The 24,348-nt window shown below is 32.2% G+C and carries 7 protein-coding genes; all 7 read right to left on the bottom strand.

The window, feature by feature from the left end; genetic code table 11:
- Positions 1–172: 172 nt before the first annotated feature.
- The 7 genes from CLU82_RS17290 to CLU82_RS17260 all read right to left on the bottom strand — a co-directional run bounded on the left by CLU82_RS17290 (position 173) and on the right by CLU82_RS17260 (position 24,170).
- A complete protein-coding gene (locus CLU82_RS17290; RefSeq protein WP_100844269.1) occupies positions 173–11,560 on the bottom strand; it encodes an RHS repeat-associated core domain-containing protein in 11,388 nt (3,795 codons plus the stop codon).
- An 84-nt stretch (positions 11,561–11,644) separates the two neighbouring features.
- Positions 11,645–12,364 (bottom strand): hypothetical protein, encoded by a 720-nt coding sequence (locus tag CLU82_RS17285; protein WP_157813384.1) that lies wholly within the window; start codon positions 12,362–12,364, stop codon positions 11,645–11,647.
- Positions 12,357–15,257 (bottom strand): hypothetical protein, encoded by a 2,901-nt coding sequence (locus tag CLU82_RS17280; protein WP_100844267.1) that lies wholly within the window; start codon positions 15,255–15,257, stop codon positions 12,357–12,359. The genes CLU82_RS17285 and CLU82_RS17280 overlap by 8 nt, the downstream gene beginning before the upstream one ends.
- Positions 15,258–15,339: 82 nt before the next feature.
- On the bottom strand, positions 15,340–16,734 hold the full coding sequence (locus tag CLU82_RS17275; RefSeq protein ID WP_157813383.1) for a PKD-like domain-containing protein: 1,395 nt from the start codon (positions 16,732–16,734) through the stop codon (positions 15,340–15,342).
- Positions 16,735–16,814: 80 nt separating this feature from the next.
- On the bottom strand, positions 16,815–23,078 hold the full coding sequence (locus tag CLU82_RS17270; RefSeq protein ID WP_100844265.1) for a PKD-like domain-containing protein: 6,264 nt from the start codon (positions 23,076–23,078) through the stop codon (positions 16,815–16,817).
- Positions 23,075–23,680 carry a hypothetical protein gene (locus CLU82_RS17265; RefSeq protein WP_100844264.1) on the bottom strand — a complete coding sequence of 202 codons (606 nt, stop codon included), beginning with the start codon at positions 23,678–23,680 and terminating at the stop codon, positions 23,075–23,077. Before CLU82_RS17265 ends, CLU82_RS17270 begins: the two co-directional genes overlap by 4 nt.
- Positions 23,664–24,170, bottom strand: coding sequence for an OmpH family outer membrane protein (locus CLU82_RS17260; protein WP_100844263.1), 507 nt, complete (start codon positions 24,168–24,170; stop codon positions 23,664–23,666). The genes CLU82_RS17265 and CLU82_RS17260 overlap by 17 nt, the downstream gene beginning before the upstream one ends.
- Positions 24,171–24,348 lie beyond the last annotated feature (178 nt).

Below are 24,348 nucleotides of genomic sequence, written 5' to 3'. Positions count from 1 at the left end.
AAATGGACACTAAAAAAACAATAATCTTTTTAAGCACAACATTTTTTATATTTGAGAATCTTGTTTTTTTTAAAGCCTCTAAAAAAATAAAAAAAATAAACAAAACAAACAAAAAGAATAAAAAAAACACTACCAAAAATGAAGAGCTATTAATGTCTAAAAATATCATATGTTATTTAATTTGTAAAGTAAATGTTTCAGGACTTGACCTCAATTTGTGCTTTTTATCTGCTGGTGTTAGATTGCTTCCTGAATTATATTTAATTCCAACACTGTCTAAGTAGCCTGATAATAATAAATTTTGATTTGGACTTAAACCACTAAATATTTTCTGTCCCCCACTCATATTAATATAAGAATTAAGTAAAAATATATTGTTTTCTTTTGTTTTACCATTTTCTTGAACATAAGCAAAGATAGTTAAATCAGGTTTCTTTGTTTTTATATCGTCTCCAAAAGCTTTGATATAAAGATTTTTTAAAGTTTTTACATAACTCATATATTCAACTGGTCGGTCTGCAATATTATCTGCATGTTCACCATGTTCAGGACCTCCCATTGCATGTTCAAATGTAATATCTCCTAGAGTAAATTTTACTATAGAAGAATACCAAGGTTCATTTACACCATGAGCACCATACATTATTCGTTTACCATTCTTAATATAACTATGAGCCCAAGCATCACCAACTTTATGTAAATCGCATAGTGTTCCAGTAATAACATTAGATATTGCGTCATTTAAGACTTCTTTTTGTAATCCTCCTGTAAGTCCATGATATGTTTTCTGTAAATCTGGGTCAGCCCATGTTCCAAGACCTCCATCTTTACCCCAACTTAGTCCAGATTTGTGAGGAGTAATACTCATCGAATTATCTCCGTGTACTGAATGGTCATAATATTCAGCATATTCAGCTAGTTGTCTTGCGTTTGACGGCTTCATGCCCATTGCAATTCCCATTGCATAAACAGTCCAAAAATGACCATCTTCTTCCCAATTCCCATCGGCATCCTTATACCTCATTGGATTGTCAAAAGCAAATCTATAAGGAGACCATTCAGGTGCTCTTGATTTCATTTTATCAGCACTAAACCATCTTCCAACTCTAGGGTCATACATCCTTGCCCCAAAATTATAGCTATTTCCTTCACCCTTTAATTCATTGTCAAGTTCCTTCCCATTAAACCCGTAACGGTAACTATCACTGCTACCGTGTCTATTCGGTACAATCATTCCAAAAGGATAATAATCAGAATAACTAACTACATCTGCATTAAAATACTTCAAAGAACTCATATCATCCAATTCAGGGATCTTACGATCTGAAATTACTGCTAATACATTTCCTAAATGATTCGAAAGCTCATAAAGCTTATCTCCAGCCAAATTTACATAATTATTTAATTGAACTTGTTCAGTCTCGGGATAAATTCTATCTTGATAATCCAGATAATCTACTATGCCATTTTGATCTGTATCACGAGTTGCTCCTGTAGCCGGGTTTCCATCTCCGTCAGGATTTGCACCTTCTTCCCAGGTTTGGTATCCATCTCCGTCATCATCTTCATCAAGATAATTGGGGATATTATTTACAATCATTTTCGGGTGATTAGTTGATGCCACACCATTTGTGTTTAATGGTACAATACCAGTAAACGGATTATGGTTTCCATCATCATCTGCGTGTTCATACTGAGTTAAAACACCATCGCCATCATCATCATTATCCAGATAATTCCAAATATTATCTATTTTTATATCTCCTTTTATACCTGTATAATGATCAGTATTGAGTGTTAAGCCCGTATTTGGGTTCCCATCTGCATCCGGATTAGGGTTCTCATACATAGTATACAATCCATCACCATCATCATCAATATCCAGATAATCAAATATTCCATCACGATCGGTATCTAGTGTATTTCCTGTTGATGGATTTCCATCTTGATCAGGATTTACACCTTCAAATTTAGTGTCTACACCATCGTTGTCATCATCTTTATCTAAATAATTTGGCATCAAATCACCATCACTATTTAATGAATTCTTATTTTCATAATACGGAGCCTTATTTGAAGTGTTAATTACTGCACCTTCGTATTTGGTTAATATACCATCTCCATCATCATCAGCATCTTTGTAATTAGGAATTTGATCAAGATTGGTATCATCGTTTGCCAAATTTCCGTCGCCATCTACATCCTCATAGATGTCAAAAACACCATCTTTATCCTGATCCAGCAGACAGGGGCCATCCAGTACTCGTTTTATAGTAGGAGTTACTGTCATACTGGTTCCAGTTTTAGATTTTGTTGGATTATTGGTAACTGTAATGCTGGTTACATCATCAAATTCAAAATTGTTTGAGTTAGGAGTACCTGTATATGGATTGATGCTATAATTAAAATAACACATATTAAATGCTAATCTGGGACTTCCTACTATTTGATTTTTATTATTAATCGGGATTAACTCAAGTGATGAACTTGTAGGTAATGTCCAGTCAGTATTATTTAGGGTTTGGGAAGCATTATTAACGACATATAGTATTGATTTTGATTTGAAATCGGCATTAAATTTCAAATCAATTTCTTTTTGAGCCTCTTCAAAACTTATATTATCAGATGTAGTACTAAATTTTCTAAGTGTTTCTGAAGCTGTTCTTTGTGCTGCCTTTATTTCTGTTTTATAGCCAGTGTTCGATTTTTGCAAAGAGACTAAAACCTGTGTGGTTAACTCTTCATTAGAAGTTTTAGTTTTATAAAGTTTTAAACGATAAAGTTTGTTGTTTTCTCCTGTATGTGTAGTTAGGATTACAGGAAAATTTGAAATAGAAATGGTATGTATGAGATTGTTATTAAGATAATATCTTAATACCCTGCCTTCACGTTGAAGTCTTAAGTTATAAGAAGCATTATCATTAGTTGATCTTGCAATTTCAGCTTCTGCTCCATTTACTACTCTATAAACAAATAAAGTAGCATGTCTAAAGAGCCAATTTCCTGTTGATCCGGAACGGGTATTAAAGCCATAAAATTTATTATTTATCGTAAATCCCACTTTAATATCATAACTGACATCTCTTCTGGTGATATTATAATCAACATATCCATCTTCATTTTGTTTTAGGACTTCTCCAAATGATAACTCGCTATTTTTACAGTTAGAAGGTCGGGTGATATTGTAAATTTTTTCTCCCGCAGTAATTGGTTCTACAGTTATACAACTGTTAGCAGGAGATTTAGTAAGTACACTATTATGAGGTCCGATTGCAACAATACCTTTGTATTCTAAATTGGCAACGATGTAGTTTCCGTTTCTGATATTTGGCGTGTTACCTGTAATATTGAATTTTGTATCTAATACTATTCTTGTAAATTCGGCATTTTTATCTTTAATACTGCTGCTTGCACTAGGCCATGAGGCAATTGTATTTGCATTAAAATTTAATGCATAATCGCGATAGACAGGTACGGGAGATAATGTTATTAGCGGTGTTATAAAACTTTGTGCAGTGAGTACTTTTTCTGTAACTGCAAGTTCATTTTGCGCTGTTGATTTACCTGCAATAGCTGGTTGAATTATTTTTTGCGTATTGATGCTTCCAGATTGGTATACGATCTTATCAGATTCTTCTAAACCAAGTCTGCTGCTCCCAAAAATATGGTGTTCTTTTATGGTTAGACTTTTGTTTGAAGACGATTCGGTAAGATTATAAACTGCCAACTCGTTTCCTTGCGCATCACGTGCATAATAGGTAGTAGTGCTATTTTCAGGGGAAGTTTCGGCATAAACTTTTTTAGCGATACGATTTCCAAGACCGTCATATTCAAAAGAGATAATTCGATTGACATTACCTATTGTTTTTATTATCTTTTTGACTTTGCCATCAACACGCCAATAAATTTTTAATCCTTCGGATTTATCCTGTACAAGCTGTCCGATTGAATCATAAATATAATTATGAGTACTTGTATTTTTTTTGTTGTAAGATGTAAGTTCTTTGATGTTTTTCTTAAGATCTTTTCCGGTTTCATTAAAAATATCGTCTGCAGCATCAAAGACTTTGTTTAATCGATTGTTGCCATCAGCATATTTATAGGTAAGGTTATCCATAGCAATTGGAACTCCATTTACATCTGGTGCACTTCTTTTTAGTGTTTGTAAGTTTCCATTACGATCGTATGAATAACTTGCATCATAGCTTTCTTTAACTTCATCATGTCCCGTTTTATTTGGAACAATAGACTTTGACTTCATTGCTGTTATACGATTCAGCTGATCATAGGTATAATTATTTTTCTGAACAGGTAAAAGTTCATCATTTTTTTTGCGAATAGCGGTTGTCATTTGTTTAATGTTACCATTGTACAAATCATTGATATTTCCAGCTATTGCATTATCTCTGCTAAACATAAGAGGACCAAAACTTTGACTTTCATCATCATTTACAATTGCTTTATAATCTTTGTCATAATAGTTTAACGAATATCCAAAAGCATCTTTTGTTTTGGTTCCAGTTCCGTCATGGCCTAAATCATTAGCAGAATCAGCAATATTTTCTCCATTCACCGCTTTTAACCAGCCATGTAGGGTATAGGCATAATCTATGCCTTGGACGTTTTTATTTCCTAACTCCACTCTTGCCAATGGACCATGAGGATAATATTGATAGCTAGCATCTTTTTCCCAAATAACACCATCTGTAGAGGTATTTACATCTACAATTCGGTTATCAGCATCATAATTGTATTTGTGAATAAACTGATCTGCTTTACGAGGTTGGAAAATAACTGAATTTACATTTCCGCTAATCAAATCGTAATCGTAAACTACCCTTTTAAGATGGGCTTCGCAGTCATTAGTCAGCCCTGAAGCGGCATCAATAACAATAGCTGAATTACACCCAAGATTTTTTAGATACGTATTATAGCTTACCAATTCTTTTACATTTCCGTGAACATCATAATTATAGAAAATAGCATTATCAAATGATAAAGGAGCCGTTTGTATATATGTATTATAATAGTAAATACCCGTTACGCGGTTTCTGTTAGTATCCGAAGGATTAAAACCTTGGGTTGCATTGGTAGTAAATAAGGCAGAAGCTTTGGTTGTATTATCTGCCTGAGGATCCTCTGTATAAACAGTTTTGCTGACTTCTGTTTTAACAAAGCTTTCATCAAATTTATCAATTGGAGTGTCACCTACGATTAATTTTCCTTCTTCGCTAATAGTATACAAAGAATTGGTTACGTGTATTTCACCTGCTTCGATAATTCGTCCTAAATAATCATAATTAGTGAAGCTAAAACGCTGTAAACCTGGTTCAATATTTGAATTAATTTGGTTAGCATTTTGAGATGCAATGATTCGGCCTAATTTGTCATAGGCGAATCGAGTGATACCTCCGTCCGGAGTTTGCTGCCACACAAGCTGATTTAGAGAGTTGTATTTATATTCTGTCTTAAAAGTATGTTTTGGCAGGAAAGATACATTTTGAGTAGAGTGATTATTTCGGATATTATTAATATTTTGATTCAGCGTTAAAGCTTCAGCAACATTAGGAGCAGATAAACGCTTAACCCCTTCTGGAGCGACTGTTTGAATTAGATTACCAGCCTGATCATAGTAGTATAAAGTATATTGATACTCTTTATCCGAATAAGCCATATTGAATTTTTCAACTACAGAACTCATTGCTTTTTCGGTATACTGATCGATAAATTCCTGACGCAAAGAGGCCATGTATTTATTATAAGCGTCTGTTTGGTAGGCAGCGGAAACATTTGCCACTAATTCTTCACAAGGAGTATGTTCTGGTGCTGGAACATCAATAGAATAAAAAGGCATTGGAGCAGGCAGACATTCTGTGATGCCTTTTACATATATCGTATTGATATAATCCTGCCAGTATAATCTATCATCATTGTTTAGATTAGCTGTGTTGTAGCTATTGTAATTGGCAATGGCTGCAGACATGTTTTTGTAGCCATAATTCAATTGGGTATCCCCAAAAGCAATCAATGAGATGTAATTAGGGTTTTTTGTAGATTTAATATTAAAAGTAGTGATGTAATTAATATAATCCTCTACTAAATATTGCAGTTTTCCCTGGCAGAAATCATTTTTACCTTCCTGACTTGTAATATTTTCAACACTGATTCCCTCAATTTTTGTTGATGCGTTTGAAAGGAAGTTTACATAAACAGTATATTTATCATCACAGCTAATTGGTGATACTGTTTGTGGGATGCATGGTCCGGAGCAGGTTGATTCTGTACTGGCAAAAAGGGATGATTTTGCTACAAGTGACGGTTTTGCTGTGTTGGTAATTTTCTTTGGAGGATAAACTTCTGTCATAAATGGACAATAAAGAGTATATACTGAAGTTCCAGCACCTGAAAAAAATAATCCAGTATCAGTACGAGTGACTATATTATTTTGTTTGTCCGTTAAATTGATAGTAATATTATTACCATTTATGTCAATATTATTAATATGTTTTGCATTTTCTATATCAATTCTTAATGAAATATCATTTTCACTATCTAATCCTATGGTTGGATTATATGAAAAAAAGATATTTACTTGCTTATTATTTTGGTTAATTTTATAACTGGTTAAAACTACTGGTTCAAAATAATTAGTAGCAAATCTATTTCGGAAAGCTTGAAAATGATTTACTATATTGCAATCAATAACAAAATTTTTCATAAAAATATCTTGCGAAACCAAACCTTTTTTTCCAACAATACCATAGTTGCCTTCGATGAAATTATTTATAAGATCTTTTAATCTATTTTCAAACATAATTTCTTCATTGTTAGGGACTGAACATATAGAATTACATGGCTCCTGTTTTGGATTGTATATTGTTGGACAATTATCACAATTATCAAATACACCATCTTGATCAGTGTCAGTTATACCACACGGATCAATAGTATCACACTTATCCCCAGAACCATCTCCATTATAATCCCATTCGCCACAAGAGGCACAACAGGCAAAATAAAGAGGCTTCTTAGCTTTTCCGGAAGCAATAGTGGCTAGTCTGGTAATTTGTTTTCCCAGATTATTTTTATACGTTATTTTAAGGACATTGGCTTCATTTTTGGCTTTCAACGCACCAATAGAAACATTTGAAATTGCACCTAATGAAGTGTCAAAGCCTTGAAGGTCTATAGTTACCCGTTTGATATCATTAACTGTAATTACAGCAATACCAGCGTTGTTTTTCCATAGTACAACATCACTATCAGTAAGTCCAAAATACAGCTTCAAAAAAGAATTATTGGAAGAGTAAAAGGCAGTATCTGATGTAATGTTATAGCCTGAGTTAGATAAGTTTCCAGAGGCTTGTATATGTTGTAATAAAATATTTAAATTTTGAGCAAATTGTTCTTTTTTAGTACAATCACTGTCATCAGCGATTAAAACTTCTCCTATACCTGGAGCACCACCTATCTGGCATTCTCCAATTTTGGCAAAAGTGGTTCCGGATAGTACAACTTCTCTTTGTGTAGAGGCATCATTACCTACTTGTATTCTGGCAACTACTTTGTATCCAAAGACAGGAGTCTGCAGCGATAAAGAAGAGGATGCTGCATCGTAATAAAAATTAGTAAATCCAATAATATGCCAGCCGGTTGCCGAATAATTATTCCAGGATAGATTAGAACCTGAAGGTAATTTCAATTTTAAAGCAGTTCCAGACAAAAGTGTAGGGCTAAAAGTAAAGCTTAATTCACTTGCACCTGCTTGTATGTTCATAGCAGGAGATGATGATAAAGATAATGGCAATGTTTCTCCTGTAAAGTCAGCAAATAATTTTGGAGATAAGCCTTGACCTATAGTATGCCAGGCACTAATAGATGAATTTGCAATATTAATATCGTTGAATAATCTACCTAAAAAAATACTTAAATCAGTAAGAGCAGGGCAGTTTCCTGTTTGCACATAGCTTTGGTAATTGGCCTGAACCACTAATTGATTTTGAGCATCAGTAGCATCTGAATCTGAATCATAAGCAAAATCTGTAGAAATAAAACGTTTTTCTTTATTTTTATAATCCGCAATTGCGGCATTGGAACAAAAAGTTGTAGCTGGCGTATTAATATTGGTTTTTATAGTAGTAACTCTGTCTGGATAATTCTTTAGTAAATTTGTAAAATCGGATGCGCCCTCTTTACCAATACAGCTGTTTGATTTTCCTTTGTTAGCAGTATAAAGGTTCATGAACACTTGTTTAATATTTCCCTTTAATGAAATATATAAACTTTTATAAGTATTCCATAAAAGAGTTTTTTCACTTAGAGTTAAATTCGAATAACTAATAGAACTTACATTACAAGCCTGAATTGAATTACATTTTATCATCTGCAAAGCAACCTGAAGCATTTTTGCAGGATTACCATTCTTAGTACCATCTATAGTAAAATTTTCATAATGCTTTTCTAAAGCATCGATCATAATATCACGGCGTAAATTATAAATGGCAGCAGTTTCAAAATCACTTCCCAAAGCGCTGCTAAAATAGGGATCTGAACTGAAGATTTTATTAAATGTTACTGTATTATTACTGTCAAAATATCCGGCGGTAATTGCTTTATCATAGGTATCCAGAGTATTTAAAAAACCGTCATAATCATCAGTAGTTAAATTTTTTAAATTATTGTTTGGCGTATCTCCGGTAGTTAGCGTACATACTTCTTTAGTATATTTTAAATATTCATACTCAGGATGGTATTGTAATAACGATTGTGCCCATGATGGAGACCAATTGTCTAAAAAGTCATTTACGCTGGCCAAATTTTCTGGTAATACAAAATACCTGTCATCTTTTTGAATAATAGTACCTGTTTTTACAGTAGGAGAATAGCCATCTTCATCTTTTGTAACTTCTATTAAAGCATCACTTCCGTCTATATTTTTATATGGAATAAAAGGGTGTTCCCAATTGTTTGCATCAGTTTCTCCGTTATAAATTATTTTATTCGAACTGTTAAAAACACTCAATGTGTCCCAGATACTGTTTGGATTCATCAGATCATCTGGCTGAAGACCATATTGACCATAAGGACTCACATCAGCCAATAATGATTTTTCGTTAATAGCACAACTTGATGCAAATGTGGGACCACACAAACTGGCACAAACTTGAGAAAGTTTTTCCCATTCCTCCTTCAGGCTACTAATAAAATTAGCAACTTCACCTTGCTCAATACCCTGTCCCATATTTACCAATATTGGAATATTTGGATTAATTGTGGCAACAAGATTTTGATTGACAGTTGAAAGAGTTAAAGTTGTATTATCATTTTCAGGAATGTTGTAAATTCCTTTTAATTGCTGTAAAACATAATCTTTTTGTGTGCCTAGAGTTGTCGTACAACTTTCACAGGTTGTTGTGCAGGAAATGTTTATTGAGTTGTTGTTCTTAAAAATATCAGGTGCAATATAACAGGCTTTTGTTGGGTCTGTTAATTGAGCTATATAATTATCAGCATACTTATTAAGGATATCTTTATTGACTTTTAATTCTTTTAATAAAGAATAACTGCCTGCGTCTAAAGACAGAGTGTCCGGAAGAATTTTTATATCAGAATTTATTGTGGCAGAAGCCGAATTGATATAATAATCACCAATTCTGGAATTGGTAATATTTGGTATAAATAATTCGGTAGCACATTTATCTTTAAGGCTAATATTTAAATCATAAACAAAACCATATTTATCAGTACATTTTTCAGGTTGAAATGAAGTTTCCTTAAATGTAGTGATATAATCAAAATGATGTTCCGTTTTATTACTTGCAACCCCTAGCTGTTTAGATACTATAAGCATATCTTTTTGAGCTGATAAATCAGATGAACTTGCTAGTTCATTATTGTCCAGGTTTGTATCAGCATCCTCGGGGTTGATTTTGTTTAGTAAATCAACTTTTATAGTCTTATGTAAGTTTTCATCATTAGTATCATAAAGAGCATCCAATTTAAGACCATTTGCTCCGCCTGCAAGTGCAGTTGCAATTGTTCTTCCCTGAGGATCTAAATAGCTTACGCTTGATTGTCCATTAGGATCTATAACAATATTTTTTTTGTAATGAGCTGCATAACCAACTTCATACCCAAAAAGACGATTTAGTTCTTCCTGATTTGGGACAGAGTAAATATATTGCATTTCATGACCTTTACCTAATTGATGTTCAGGGCCTACTCCTCCTTTACGAGAGATTCTTCCTGTGTTATCCGGGGTGTACTCAGTTTGGCTAAACGGATAATCTGATGCCGAAGGAATATAGTTTTTAAAAGGACTATCGATATCATTTTTACCAGAATAGTATTTGCTGGAACCACTGGTATTTATCATGCCAGACAGAGAAGGATTGCAAGTTGAATCAGAACTTTCCCAATCAAAATCCAAATGAGTAAATAATTGATTCTTGGTGTTTTGATTTAAATCTTTAAAATAGCGGATGTATTTTTGATTTAAAGGGACAGGTAATATTTCAATAGCGGGACGTCCTTGTGCATCATAAAGTAGCTCACCCACAATAGCTTTTTCGTCTGTGTTAATTTTTGTAACGGTTTGTCTGTTTCGAAGAGAACCATCAAAATAACTAACCACTTCTTTCTTTTTTCCTTGCTCAGCATAACTCGCCTGAAACTGCCAGTTTTTTAAACTTTCGTGTTCAAAATTCAGTAGCTTATAACTTTTAATCCAGTCGGCTACAGTATTTTTATTGGCTATTCCAGAACTCCATGGTCCATAATAAACTTTATTGGTATCGTCTAAAAATCGTCCTACAGCTCTAACACGATAAATAATATATCCTTTTGAATAAATTAAAGGAATTTCGTATGAAGGATTTTGAGTTCGTATTCTTGTATTATTTAATTCAAAGTCTCTTGATGAAAAAGGAATATTCTCTTCCTTCAGCATAATATCTGCATTGTTTGGAGAGTAATTATCTACCCAAGTCCATTCCAGTTCATACTCTAAGGCACCCGTCAGAGGAGTCCAATTAAAATTTAGGGCAGCTTGTGTGCCATTCGTTAAATCATTAAGTATAGTAGTCTTTACATCTGCTAATTGTTCCGTAACCAGATAGTATCGTTCAGATTCAAAACCTAATTCCAGTGAAATATTATCATTAAGAATATTACTATTTCCATTTGTTTCGTATGATTTAACAATCACTTTAACCCCATATCTATTCGTTAATTCATGAGATGATAAGTCAATGAAGTTCGAAGAATTTCCCATAGGATTGTATTCTACTTCGAGTGTTGTGTCATATTGGTTGGCAATATCATCCATCTTACCATCTGGAAGAATAGGAATAATAGTTAAGACCATCTTTGTTACAGCATGTACAAAAGGAGCCAGGTCACTACTAGCCTTTAATCGGATATATGCTTTTGGATGTATCGATTTTTGATTTGGGATTTTTATCTCAGGATCAACTATGCTTTTGATGATAGTGGCATTTTTAATTTCGTCACTATTATATGTCATAACAGGAGCTCTATAAATGTTCTTTTGACCAAACATTGATGTGCTGTTTATGAAAAATAGGAATAGGATTGTCAGAATGAAAAAAATATGCTGTTTTTTATATGTATTCATAAAGAGTTATTATGATTTAAATATTTGATAAGTTGAGAATCTTTTTGAGAGCACTATTTCATTACCTCTTTCAGTAAAATAATTATCCTTAGATGTTAATAGATTATCTCTTTTTTCATTTTTTTCTCTGGGACTAAAGTTAATTTCTAATCTTGGAGTGGTATAAATCCGTTTTCCTTTTGCATCTTTAGTTTCCATTTTTTCAACAAAATACAGCGTTTGTTTAACTATGCTGTAATCATTTTTTTTGATATGAATAATTATTTTGCTTAACATAATTTGTGATATTTTATTTGGAGTTAATTCACAAATAAAATTATTTTTATCCGAATCGATCAGTTTAGCATTATAACCATTCAAATAGTTTTTTAAAGAAAGTGGAGACTCCTCAGTTGCTTTGTTTTGCTTTTCAAGTACAATTGCTTTTTGGTCATAATTTATCTTAATTCCTAAATTTTTAAATGTGATAAATTCAGTGCTTTTAATTTCAAAATAAATCACCTCATTTTTTTTTAGTACTATACCAGCGTAATGTTCATAAACTTTTTCTGAGTTATAATCTAAATATAAATTATAGGTAGAGTTCATTGACATATACTTGCTATGTATGTAAGCATCTGATGCATTGCTGATTATTTGAAGAGCAGTTAGTTTTTTTACCTGACCGTTTGAACAGAAAGAAAATAGTAAAAAAAGAAGAATGTATGTATTGTTTTTAATATTAATCATTGTCCTTTTTATTAATTTTACTATTACCACTTCTTGTTTCCTGAATTGTAAATACTCCTTTTTCAGTTTCTTTTTTTATTCTGACCAAACCACCTTCAAAATCATATTCATAAAAGGTAGCATAATTATTTTCATCTAATTCTGCCATTAAGCGCTGCGTTTTCTGATCATACACAAAACTTTTCATACTTCCTTTTGTTGGTAATATTCGAATGTCATCAAAGTAAACTGTTTTACCATTCGTTGTATATTCATTGACAAGATCTAGTTTGAGATCATCTATGTTATTTGGAATTGTAAATTCACCAACAATTCTCTGCCAACCATCAATAATTTCTCCTGAAGGATAAAAATTTTCAGGAGCTCCAATATCAGTTCCGTTAGTGTCGGTAAACGAAATTTTTATGCTTGATTTACTATAATTTTTCACTTGTAGATATGGTATATTAGGATCTTCTTCTTTTACCCAGCCGCTCACTAAATATTTTTCATTTTTGATTAAATTAAATGACGCACAATAGTTGCAAGGTGTGCAATCTACAATAGTGATGTCCTTAAAAAAATCATTAGTACAAACACCATCCTGACTTTTTGCAGTCATATTTATTCGATAGACTCCTGCAGTTCCAAATGCAAATGAATAATTTCCGGTGGTATTTGTAACTTCATTTACAATGGCTCCAGCGGCATCTTTAAGTGTCCATTTATAGCTTAAATTTGTATTCTGAGTTTCAAATGTCAGATTCAATGTCTTTTCAGTACATATTTCTTCGGTTGGAACCTCACAGGAAATCACGTCCACATTTTTATATAGGGTATTGCTGCAATTTGTGTTTTTATTGGTTACTATTATCTTAATAAGGTAGGTTCCTGGCGAAGGAAAACTAAATGAGAATAAACCAGTTGAATTTAAAGATGATGTTTCTAAAGTAGTTCCGTTTGAATTTAGCACAAACCATATATAAGATAAGTTTGTTGAGGAAGTTTCAAATGAAAAGTTGCTCTTTTCAAGAGAACACAGTTGATCAGTTTGTTGTTTTATTTCACCAGTTTCAGCGTTACAATTGTTGACATTTAAATTAATAACATTTCTTTCTAAAGTAAGATCTGCTATTTTTGTATTTTTAGAGATACAATAGTATTCTCCAGAATTTGTGCTTGTTAAGTAGGAAATAAGATAATCTTTGGATTCAGCACCAGGAATACTTGTTCCATTTTTATACCATTGAAAAGTATCAGCTGCAGGAAGATATTTATTGTCCTCAATCATTGTTAATGTTATAGAATCTCCTGTGGCAGCCGTAATTGCTTTTTGAATATCTGTTTTGGCCTGTGGTTGATAGAAAAAGTTATTGATTTTTGATTTCAATAGAGTATATTGTGGGTCTAAATCTACAAATCGAAATTTATTATTTGATATCCATAAAGTTTGAAGATTATCTAGAGAAGCAAGTTCAGATGGAAGTATTCCTTCAAGATTATTATCGTATAAATTTAAAGTTTGCAGAGTAGTCAATAATCCAATTTGATTTGGAATTACACCAGTAATATTACAATTGTTAAGTTCTAAGTCATTTAAATTAGTCAGATTAAAAATCCAGGAGGGTATAGTGTTATTTGTGAAATTATTATTTCCTAAATTTAAATAGTTTAGATTCGTTAAGGATGACAAATTAGCCATCTCTCCGTTGAAATCACAATTGGAAAGGTCTAAGAAGTTCAGTAATGTTAAATCGTTAAACCAAAGTGGCATTGGCGTACTGAAATTATTATTACCAAGCAATAAAAAATTCAATTGTGTTAATGCTGATAGATCGGTTACAGCTCCATTAAATTGACAGGAGGATAAATCCAGCGAAGATAAATTTGTAAAGTTATTAATCCAGGCAGGTATTATGGTTCCTGTAAAATTATTTCCTGTTAAACTTAAATTAGTTAATCCATTTAAATTTGATAAATCAGGTATTGATCCTGTAAAATTACAATTATAAAGATTTAAAGTTTGTAAGTTCGAAAAGTTGTTAATCCATGAAGGGATAGATGAAGCTGAAAAATTATTATTTCCTAAATTTAAATTTATTAAACTGCTTAAATTTTCTAAATTAGGTATTGATCCTGAAAATGATGCGTCATTCAGATATAAATTATTTAGAGACTGAAGATTATTTAACCAAATTGGGATTTGTTCTCCATTAAAATTATTTCCTCCTAAATTTAAATCTTGTAAACCAGTTAATGATGAAAGGTTAGGTACTGATCCTAAAAAGTAACAGCTGCTTAAATTTAAGGTTTTTAAATTTGTTAAACTAGCTATGTTTTCAGGTATAGTGGAATTACTAAAATCATTAGCTGTTAAGTCTAGAATTGTCAAATATGATAAATCAGACAAATTAGATATAGAACCAGTTAATCCATTATAAAATAAGCTAAGCCCCACAACATGTCCTTCATTAACAATTACACCATACCATGATTCAATGTCTGAATTAGGATCGTTGATATCCCAGCCTGAGTGATCATACCAGTTATCACCATTTGTACTATTATAAAATGCGATAAGTGCAGCTCTCTCAGTTTCAGGAATAGTATATGTGGTTTTTGCCATACGGCTTACACTTCGGGCACTTTTTTGAGAATTGAGCCCTAAACGAATAGTTTCTTTGTTATTTTGCATAGTGAGATACTGACTTTTGTATATTATTCTCATTACAGCAATTTTTGTTTCTATATTTTGGTCCGATAATCCTTTAAGTTTTAAAGAAACTGATAATCTCGAAGCATCAAAGCCTATTTGTTTGTCTGTGAGTTCTTGTGCAAAAACAGTTGTTATAGAACAAAGCAGTACGTAAAATGTGACTGTAAAGTATTTTTTTATTTTAAAAATGTTTGCCATATTTTTTTACTTGGTGTACGACTAAGATTTAATGTAATATATCGTTTATAAATCTTAATTTTTATTGTGAAAGCTTTTTTTACTAATTACAAGGTGGGACTGATTCCCACATTGGTTGACGTGATATTGTTTGATCAAGTTTGGAAAGTACATTACCATTAGCATCACGTAGATATAATGTAAAATCAACACTTGAGTAAGGGCCAGTTTCGATATAGCTTAATAACCAAACATTGCTAGTACCTACTCTACTAATATTCAAACTTATTCGGGGAGGATTACTTAGCTCCTTATACAGTGTTAATGATATAGCTGAGCCTTCAGGTGCATCAAGATATGTTACCGGAATATTTACTCCGCAATAGGTGCTAAATCGACAATCCCCTGCGTTTCTACAAGTGCCAGCCACATCAATTTTTATTGAAGGATTATAAGATTTGGGTGCCACGCTTATAACAACAATAATAGGTGTTCCGGAACAATTATTTAATGTTGGGGTTATAGTATAAGTTACATGTCCTATATCAATCCCAATATTAGTTAGAATTTGATTGATAGAATTTCCGCTACCTGCAACCGCTCCAGTTGTACCTTCTTGACTTACTGTCCAATTAAAAGTTGTTCCAGCAACGGTGCTTGTTAAATTAATTGCAGTCATTTGTTCTGTAGAAATGGTTTGCGAATAAGGATTTGCAATTACATCTGCTTTGCAGTCAATTTTAATGGTTGGATTAATAACAATTGTTCCAGTAATTGAATTACAGGGATTATTACAATCAAAATTTTTTCTTGTCACTTTAATTCCATCAATTACTGCATATAAATAATCATAGTTACCTATAATGGTTCCTTCAAGAGCTTTGAAAATTAAATCTTGAGTTTCGCTAATAGCTGTAAATAGTAAATTTTGTTCAGTCCATTTAGGAGCCATTTCTACAAGAGAATTGGCACTAGTTTGAATTTCGTTTCCAAATGTAACTTCCCATCTTACAGAACCAACTACATTACTACTAATAAAATTAGTCATATTTGATTGATAAAATTTTATCTGATATTGTTCTCCTGGTATTAGATTACTTATAGATGTGTTAAATGCTTCTGGAACACCTGGATTAGTCATATCAGAATATCTTGCAATCGCTCCAGCAAAAATTCCTCCATCAGGAGATGGAATCATATTACTATTAAGAACGGTAGCTGAAGGAATAGGTGTACTCCAAGTATCTGGAGAAGTTGGAGTAACGTTTTGCCAGCCACTGCATGTTACATTACTATTAAATCTTCCTACATTGCTAATACAAGATTGGAAAGATCCATCTACAGTCGAAGGTAATAGATTACAGTCACTTGATTGAATATTGAGAGTAGTCAATCTCATTATTCTTGAAAAAATAGGACTATCTCCAATACCTACAAATTTGGTATTTTCACTTTTGACATTTACTTGAGCATATGCAACAAATGAAAAGAGGAGCATACAAAAAATTGTTATCCAGTTTGTTTTTATTTTGAAATTGTAATACATTTTTTTATTTAATTTTTACTTGTAGGGCAGAGTTAATTTGGAAATTTAAATGTAACGCCTCCTCTATTTGGCGTGATTAATTGCAGTTTATTAGAAGTATTGTCTATACTTACAAACGTACTTGTAACAGCTGTAATAGATACCGATGATGTTGTTTGGGAATTTGCACTTTGTATTTTAGAAAACGGAGTTGTAAGAATAACTTTTAAGACATTGTTTATACCGTCATATACAATTGTAACTGCTTTTGGTGCATACGGAGACAAAGCATTAAAACTGCTGTTATAATTGGGATATACGATTTGGTAATACGGTTGAGTTGAAAAGACTGAAAAAGATTGAAATTCAATAGTTATTAGATCCCCTTTTTCAATGCTATTTGGATTTAATACAATATCGGCATAACCATATCCCCATTTATAATTACCAATTCCATCGGGGTAATTATTACCAAGAGGTGCTTCTGTAACGCCAAAATTGGAAAACCCTATTTTACTGTAAACATTATTTTTTGACTGTGGCAAAATATTAATACTAACTTGAACAGGTTTTCCAGAGCAATTCCCTAATGTAGGAGTTATGGTATAGGTTACTGTTGCAGGTATCTTGCCCATATTGGTTAAAGTTTGTTTAATCGAATTTCCAGTCCCTGCTGTTGCCCCTGCTAAACCAGATTGATTAACAGTCCAGTTAAATGTTGTCCCAGCAGTTGTACTTGATAAAGCAATGGCAGTTGTTTGACCGGAAGAAATAGTTTGTAAGGATGGACTAGCAATCACATTTGCTTTACACACAGTAGGGAGTGCATTTGTCTTGCAACCATTTATCTTTCTTGTAAAAGTTACCGCTTTACCAGGTTTAACAGCCAAGCTATTGTTTCCTGTATGTGATTTATCAGCGTTAATAGAAGCGGCATCATTCAGGTTTTGAGAAAAACTAAAATGCGGTTTCATTAAGGCATCCAATTCAGGATTTGGAATACCGTAATCTTCAAAACCATCAAAACCAATTTCACCATATTTTGCATTTGAAGCTACAGCAACTGGTAAAGTATAATTATATCCGTATTGTGCTGACGAATATCTATCTAAGGCATCTTTATTTTCCAATTCTGCTCCATAAGGGCTGTATTTCGTAATCTCACTGGCGAAGGTCCAGTTTTTCGTGTCTTTTGACCATACCTTATTATTTAAACTATAAAATGGATTAAAATAGGTTAAATAACCAGCGTCTCTTCGGCTGTTTGTAGTATTCAAGTTTTTTCTTCCTGTTAAATAAGCGTATGATCTGATAGCTCTCCAGTTCCCTTTTAAATTATATAAATAAGGATTTGTTTTTGTAGTACCAGAATTTATAAGTCCGGCTTCATTTGGCAAACCATTCTCACACTGCGATTTCCAATCATCACTATATTCTACAGCACTGGCATTAATTACTTTTTTAGTTGGAGTATCTTTATCGAGATAACTAAAACTGTTATTAATATTTGCATTGTTTGCAATAGGGTTTGTCATTAAAGTAATGGATGACATTGAAGCCATTTGTAAGTTTTTATTTCCTGATTTTGCTATAGTGAAATTTAGATCAGAAGGCATGTTTGAGGCATCAACACTATTTCCGCTTCTGTCCATTAATTGAATTTTTGATTTATCGGTATTAGATTTATAGCCCGTAACCCATAATTTAGTTTTATCCTTAAATACTAATTCATCACCAATTTTAAAGTATTTGGAAATAGACGAAGAATATCCTTGAAGATTAAAATAGGCTCCTTCGTTTGTTAATATTCCTTTCAAGCCAACGTTTTCAGAAGCTAATCCCATGTTTTCATAATTCCAGTAAGCTGGAAAACTAAAATTATAGTAACTATCGTCAAACTCATTAACTGTTTGAGTTAATAATATTTGTCCGGTTTTGGCATCCCATGCTAAATTTTTAGTTGATACTTTAGATCCTAAATCAAATGCTGTTTTTTCAATCAATATCGCGGTTTTGTGAACTACTTTAGTTGTGGTTGATGTCCTTAAAACAGATTCGTGATATGCATATTTTGGTAACACCATAGGGACAAATCCAGGGAATATTGCCAGAAGAAATGAAGCTAAATTGCCATCAACCCCTGTTGTAGTCGAAGTTGAATTGCTTTCGTTAAAGTCATTTATTAAATCATAATTAACGCCTAGTTCTTGTATTTTTGTTTCTCCTTTTGAATTGATGGTGGTTAATTTATTATCTAATTTTCCGTTTTTGTCAATATTATATTTATATTCCACTTTGGATATAGGTTTACTTTGACCTTCTCCATATACATTTTCAGATTTCAATTTACCATCCATGTCGTTCGTTTCTATAGAAAATCCTTGAGAAGCCGTAAGATGATTTATAGAAGTTACGGATAATAATTGTTTTAATGGATTGTCAACAGGAGTAGGTTGAATATCAAGATTAGTATATTCAACTAATGTTGGAAAATCTTTTGTGGTATAGTATTCAGTTATTACTTTTCCGGTTGCATGCTTTTTTAGGGCTTTATTTCCATTATCATGTGTATTTGATTTATCTAAGTTAGAAACTGTAACTCTCGAGTAGGTTACTTTTGGTGAAGGAAAAAAACTTTCACCAAAAGGTTTTTCGATATAATTTGTTTCTTTCGGAGCACTAATTCGATCAGCATAACTGCCGTCTTTACCATAAAAAGGCTCAACAAATGGATTCTCAGGTGAAGCATTTGGTTCAAAAGTTGCTACTCCACTTGAAGTAATTCCATCTTCTAAAACATAGGAATACTCTTGACCATATTTTTCATTATAAATAGCATTATTAGTGTCGGTAACTTCTACGGCATTCATAACGTCCCATTGATCGCTCAATTCTATTTTGGACACTCTTAATCCGCCGCCTAGTTTTTTGCCATCTGGATTTTCTAAACGGATCCAGGAAGAACTTGGAGTAAAAGATTGAGCGCAGCCCTGAGTTTCCAAAATACCATTAGGGCTTTTGAAAACTTCAATCATACTTTGAATACTCTTAACCAGATCGCCGACAATAGTAACAAAAGTTTTATTTACCTCTTCTTCTCTTTGGTTATAAACCATTCTGTTTAAATAAGTTCTTCCAAAACCCCAACCAGCCTTTGCAATAGGGTTTACAAGTCTTTTTTTATCGTTCGAAATACCGTCAAGTTTTAGGAATTTTAAAGGGATAGCAACTTGATAATCCTTTACTTCTATTTGATTTATTAAATTGTCATTTTCACCCTTATCAATTTCAAAATAGCCACTGACAAAATCACTGGTTTTTGAAGTCATATTTAATAAAAACCTGAAATAAATTGGCTTGTTAATGTTCTCTGATAAGTATTTTTGTTTGAACTCTGAATTTGTTAAATTTTTATCAGCTACTTTTACATAGATATACTTGTTATGTATTTTATTATCAGTATAAAGATTGTTGGTTGAAGTTGGAGTAGGGTTACTACCTGCACCAATAACTTTAAACATTTGCATCGCTTTTTTGTTCTGAACGTATTTATAATCATCACTTTCAGTTTGTATTGTTAATTTACCTCCAGAGGGTAAGATCACGGTTTTTAGCTGCCATGCCATCGTGTTTAATGCCGCTTTACCTTTATCTTGTTCAACAAAAGGAAATTCAGTCGGTGTCAAAGAGGAATTCTTGTCATTTTTCATGTAGTTACCCCAAATGTCTGATGCTTTTAGATTATATTCTGGATTTGTATCTGTATAGTCAAATCTATAAGGAGTATATTTGCCCATGTTTGATGAGCGGTAGGTGAAGTATACTTTTTTTAAAGTAAGTTTGCCGTAATTTTTATTTAAATTTTTTGAATTTTCAACAGATATTTCCGCTATTTTACTATTCGATAGGATATTAGGACAAAGAGAATAATTGTATTCAAAATGCGCTGTTTTAATTGGTTTAACCTTAAGAGTATTGTCAGTATTTAGTGCTGCTGTCTCTAAGCTTATGTAAGCAGCTGCTAGTTCAGCTTTAGAAAAGAGACGTATTGATTTTATACAACTCATAGCATGACTTCCTTGACCACCTTGTTCCCCTTCAACATCCATAGCATCTTTTCTTTTTTCTAAATCAATAAAAGCAACATGGGTTTTTGTTTCTATTTTTTTAAGATAAGAAAGTTCTTTTTTTCCATAAATATAATTTCCTCTTTGATCTTTTTTACTTGTTTTTAAACCTTCATTATATGACGCTGAGTTTTTTTCATAGGGAACTCTCCAATTATAATTACCAACATAGTGTGTATCATTTGGTTTAGTATAATCAAATTTAGTGTAGGTTCCTAAATCATTATCAGTAGGTCCGTTATTGTCTAAATCCTGATAATCTGAAGAGAGAACGCTTGTAATTAAGTAAGAATGCGCGTACGCAGGAGTTTTTATTTTATTTACATATTCATCACTGTTTTGAGTACCATTTTTATCTAGAGCAGTTTCATAATGAACAGTTCCCTCATAATTGCTTCCCGACTGTTTTGAAACGTCAAAAGATGCTTCTATTTTTTCAGTATTATAGACAGTTTTACCATATATATAAGTTGATCCGTCAGCTTGTAGAACTTTCATTCCTGCTGTATGGTACGGTTTGGCATTACTGTTTTTAAAAATGAAATTATTATCTGCTTCGCTATTTCTTATCTTTTGAATTTCTTGATTGCGCAACAATCTTTCTTTTCGTTTAATTGGTTCTGTTATGGTAAGTTCTGTTTGTGTAGGGTCTAATGTAGAAATTGGTTTTGCCACATAGGTTGGCTCTAATTTTCGATTATAACCGCCACCTGTTATTTTTAATCGAAGAGCCCTAGTACCTAACATTTTTGTTTTGTAAATCCTTTCTAATTCATTATCGACATCGAGTTCTCCAATTAATTTAAATGTTGTAGCTTCGTACAAAGCATCGTTTTTATCAGTAGTTCGCTCAGTAAATGCTTTTATAGCATTGTTATTGCGGGACCATTTTCCTGTTGTGCCAGTAGAGGGAGTTTGTTCAAAATTTGCCCCAACATGAACTAAATTTCCAAGTCCCCATTCAGCGCCTCCAGCTACACTTGTACCATAATCTGTTACTTTGTCATTATAGAGATAGGTTATTTGTGATTTAAATGGGCGGAACATTCCTGAAACTCCTTGTCCTTGGATATTGTAAGTGTCGTAAGTGTAATTGGTCACTGGTAATGCAGTAGTGTTTTTTGTTATAGTTGATTGTTCTTTTTCTCGGTTGAAATCAAGAATTCCTTCTAAATCATTTTTATATTGGCTATTCTCATAGCCATAACCCCCAATTTCTCTTTTTTTATACTTAGAATTTATTTTTTGTACAGATCCATATGCTATGACTCGACCGTCTGATTCACCACCAAAAATCTCTGCTCCAAGACCCGCATTAAAGGTTCCGTTAATATTATCAAATGCAATTCTCTTTGTAGGAGTATAATTATTGGTATTGTTTAATGAAATACTTCCACCAACGGAACCATTTCCGATACTTTTACTTGTATCTCCCCCTTCGCCTATAGTGTGAAGTGTTTTTTCATTTCTATTTGAAAAAGCTGAAATGCTCATGTTTTCAAGCCCTTTTCTATTATTTAAGTCAATTCCTACCCCTACTCCTAAAGAGGATGAAAATCTTCCTTTTTCACTAACTTTACCAAAAATACTTATTGTAGGGCTTAAGGTTGCTCCTTCCTCAGTAGAACCTGTCAGAGTGAAACCCACATTTGTTGTATCAAATAATGAGTACGAAACTCCGAAGGATGGTTTAAATGTGATTCCTTCATAATTGTTATATTGTACTCCTAAACCCAAACTAATAGGTATATCAACTCCAAAAAGGGCAACATTAACATTAAAATTTGTTCCTATAGTGACATTATCTCTTAGGTTATTTTCATAGGTCATTTTATCCCCTTTGAAATCGTCAGGCAATCCTCTTACTTGTCTTGAAATCTCACCCACATTTAAGTTCCAACCTAAACCCACCCATGATGCTTCCTGATCCATAGTCGCTCCGGAGTTATAGGCAAGATTCAAAGGATATCCTCCCACATCCATTATAGGGATGTTATAATTAAAATCACCACTTGCTAAATCCACCATATCGGATGTGCCGATAGGAGTAAATGAATTAAATTCAGGTTGAGTTGGTCCACTGGTCAAGGCATACATCTGCATTGGTTGAAAAGTCTCCAATAGAATCATCATTGCTAAATAAATGGCAACTGTTTTTTTTAATTTGCTCTTTTTTAATTGCTTAATCATAATGCGATTTGAGTATATGGATCTTTAAATTTAAATTTTAGAATGCCTTTTCTGAAAAGGAAGTCGTTATAAACTAATTGTATTTTCTCATTTGGGTCTATTCCTGAGAAAAACAATAAAATTTTTTGATATGGAGCAATTTTATAATTGCGTTCAAAAGTAACCCCAGTACATTTGATAGTATCTTTTTTTGAGGTTACAATATAAAAGTCTTTATCTAGGCCAAATGACATGTATTTTACAGCATCGGTATAGTCCATTCCGGTAAAATCTTTAGATAGTAAATCTTTTTCCTCATCTTGTTGAAAAGTAAATTCTAAAACACGCTCTCTTTTGTTTTCTTCATATATAGAATCTACCATTTTTAGATTTTCATTTCCTAAGTCTTTTAATAGATAATATTGAATAGGAACTTCGGTTGCAGTAAAACCAATATCTTCAACTTTTTGAGTATAAGCACGAGATTTCCAACCTATTTTTTCAAGATTGAAATAACGGTCTCTAATCTTTGAATCGTTTAAATTTGTCGATTGATTATCTTTTTTGCAAGAATAAAAAACAAGAAATAGGATGATGAAAATGAATCTACTTAAGGCCTTCATATTTTTTGTTTATGTAGGTAAGTAAGTCTGTGGTTACATCGATTTCATCATCAGCAAATAGAATATTTGTTTTATTATCTGAGCCTATAATAAGGTTGTATTTATTTTCTTTTGCAAAATCTAAAGAATAACTTTTAATTCTAATCCAGATTTTTGCAGATTGTTGAGAGGCAAAAATTTGATTGAATTGTTCAAAATCTTCTTTTTTTTGAACAAATTCCTGCATTAGTATTTTTTTTTCCTGAATAGAAATTTCAGAAGATTGCAATTTTATATATAAAGAATTTAGATTTGATTTTTTAGAGTTGAATTCTTTTTTTCCTGAGCGTTCTAATTCTTTGGTCATTTTAAAATTATCAAAGAGTTTAATGTTGTCAACATATGCAATTTTATTGTTTGAGGATTCAACTCTTATATACAAATAAAATAATATAAGACTAATTAATAAACTATAGATAATAAATAAGATACTATTTGGGGTAGCTTTCACAGATTTACTTTGTTAAATTTTTTGTAAAATTAATTTTTTTCAAGACTTTAACAGAGTTATTTTTACTTTTTTTTATATCTTTTATTAATTTTTTCATCTTATTTATGTAAGTTATTAATTATTAAGGCTTTGTTTTCGGATAAGCATCCAATGTTAATAAGTTTAAAAAAAGGTCTAG

Origin of the sequence: Flavobacterium sp. 5, from assembly GCF_002813295.1 — a bacterium.
Taxonomy (GTDB): Bacteria; Bacteroidota; Bacteroidia; order Flavobacteriales; family Flavobacteriaceae; genus Flavobacterium.
This window is presented reverse-complemented; position numbering and strand designations above follow the sequence as displayed.